The organism is Burkholderia sp. HAN2018 (assembly GCF_024704855.1).
GTDB classification, from domain to species: domain Bacteria; phylum Pseudomonadota; class Gammaproteobacteria; order Burkholderiales; family Burkholderiaceae; genus Burkholderia; species Burkholderia cepacia.
Window position 1 is genome coordinate 1 of record NZ_QOBB01000458.1, and the last position, 2,309, is coordinate 2,309.

At 71.1% G+C, this 2,309-nt stretch carries 3 protein-coding genes; all 3 read left to right on the forward strand.

Annotation, left to right across the window (positions count from 1 at the left end; genetic code table 11):
- On the forward strand, positions 1-753 hold a 753-nt coding region (locus DPV74_RS40910), incomplete at its 5' end, for an ABC transporter permease (protein ID WP_119339255.1).
- The gene (locus tag DPV74_RS40915; protein WP_119339256.1) at positions 747-1,562 is read left to right on the forward strand and encodes an ABC transporter ATP-binding protein; all 816 of its coding nucleotides are present in this window, start codon (positions 747-749) and stop codon (positions 1,560-1,562) included. The genes DPV74_RS40910 and DPV74_RS40915, both read left to right, overlap by 7 nt.
- A gap of 50 nt (positions 1,563-1,612) precedes the next feature.
- The coding region (locus DPV74_RS40920) for a cytochrome c (RefSeq protein ID WP_162923321.1) at positions 1,613-2,309 on the forward strand (697 nt) is incomplete at its 3' end.

The following is a 2,309-nucleotide window of genomic DNA, read 5'->3' on the forward strand; positions in this document are numbered from 1 at the left end:
CGCCCGGCCGGCCCGTGGCTCGTCGCGCTGCCGCTCGTGCTCGCCGCGTGGGAAATCGTCACCGCGAAAACCGGCTGGCTGCCGACGCCGTTCTTCGCGCCGCCGCAGGCACTGATCGAGGTCTACGTCGACGACTGGCCGCGCCTGCTCGGCAGCGCCGGCAACACGCTGAAGCTGCTCGCGCTCGGCTTTGCCTACGGCGTCGCGGTCGGTTTCGCGGTCGGCGTGTCGATCGGCTGGTCGCGCCGGATCGGCTACTGGGTGCATCCGGTGCTGCGCGTGCTCGGCCCCGTGCCGGCCACCGCGCTGTTGCCACTCACGTTCTACTTCTTCCCGTCGAGCTATTCCGCCGCCGCGTTCCTGATCGCGCTCGCCACCGGCTTCCCGGTCGCGGTGCTGACGTGGTCGGGCGTCGCGAGCGTCAACAAGCAGTATTACGACGTCGCGCGCACGCTCGGCGCGAACGCGCGCTTCCTCGTGCTGCGCGTCGCGATTCCGGCCGCGCTGCCGCACGTGTTCGTCGGCATCTTCATGGGGCTGAGCGCGTCGTTCACGGTGCTGGTCGTCGCCGAGATGATGGGCGTCAAGTCCGGGCTCGGCTGGTACCTGAGCTGGGCGCAGGGCTGGGCATCGTACGTGAACATGTATGCGGCGCTGATCGTGATGGCGCTGCTGTTTTCCGGGCTGATCGCGCTGCTGTTCGCGGTGCGCGACCGCGTGCTCGCGTGGCAGAAAGGAACCGTCAAATGGTGAACGCCGCCGTACTCGAATCGTCCGCTTCCGCGTCGCCTGCCGTCACGGTGCCGCGCGGCGCGCGCATCGACATCCGCCGCGTGAGCCATGCGTTCGACGGCCCCGGCGGCCCGCTGCCCGTGCTCGACGACGTCACGCTGTCGGTCGCGGCCGGCGAATTCGTCGCGCTGCTCGGCCCGAGCGGCTGCGGGAAATCGACGCTGTTGCGCCTCGTCGCGGGCCTCGACGCCGCGCGGCAAGGCGGAATCGCGCAGGACGGCGTGCCGATCGAGCAGCCCGATCCGTCGCGCATCGTCGTGTTCCAGGACCCGACGCTGTACCCGTGGCGGCGGGTGCGTGCGAACGTCGCGCTCGGCCTCGAGGCGCGCGGCGTGGCGCGCGCGTCGCAGCATCGCGTCGACGATGCGCTCGCGCGCGTCGGCCTGCAGGAATTCTCGAACGTGTTCCCGCATCAGCTGTCCGGCGGGATGGCGCAGCGGGTCGCACTGGCCCGCGCGCTCGTCAACGATCCGCGCCTGCTGATTCTCGACGAGCCGCTCGGCAAGCTCGATTCGCTCACCCGGCTCACGATGCAGGCCGAACTCACCGCACTGTGGCAACGCGACGGTTTCTCTGCATTGCTCGTCACGCACGATGTCGAGGAAGCGCTGTTCCTCGCGCAGCGCGTGATCGTGTTCGGGCCGCGTCCCGCGCGGATCGTCGCCGAGTTGCGCGTCGACCTGCCCTATCCGCGTCATCGCGGCGACCCGCGCCTCGCCGAGCTGCGTCACGACGCGTTGCGGCATCTCGGGCTCGATGCGAGCTGGTAGATGCGCGGTACCGTTCGACGATGGGCCGCGGCGCGGCGGGAAAGTAGCCGATGAATGCACCGACGTTCTCCGACTGGGCGCTGCTGTTTCTGCAAGGGCTGTATCGCGCGCAAGTCGCGCTGTCGCGCGTGCTGCATGCAATCGGGCTGACGGGCGACGCCGATGGCCAGCCTGCCTGGCCGTGGGCCCGTCGCATCGCGCTCGAAACACTGCGCATCGACGCCGGGCTCACGCGGCAACTCGCGTTCGCCGTCGCGGCGACGACGCTGGCCGCCGTGCTCGCGTGCATCGCGCTCGCGTTACGCAAGCGGCGTGTGGCGTCGGCGCTTGCGGTGCTTGCCGCGCTCGCCGTCGCGTGGTTCGCGCCGTGGCCGCCGGCTTCGCTGTGGCTTTCGCCTGCCGTGCCGACGAGTTTCCAGCGCGATCCCGCGCCGTTTTCGGTATCGAACGTGATGCGCGGCGCGCACTTGTATGCGCAACACTGCGTGGCGTGCCACGGCGTGGACGGACGCGGGGAAGGGCCGCTTGCGGCCACGCTCCCGCACTGGCCGCCGACCTTCGCCGGCGCCCTGCTCGCCCGCCGCCTCGACGGCGAACTGTTCTGGCGCGTGCGCCACGGGACACGCGACGAACGCGGCGCGCCGACGATGCCCGGCTTCGCCGCGACGCTCGGGCCCCGCGACACCTGGGCCGTGCTCGACTACCTGAAAGCGCTCGCCGCGGGCAGCGGCGCGCAGGCAGAAGGCG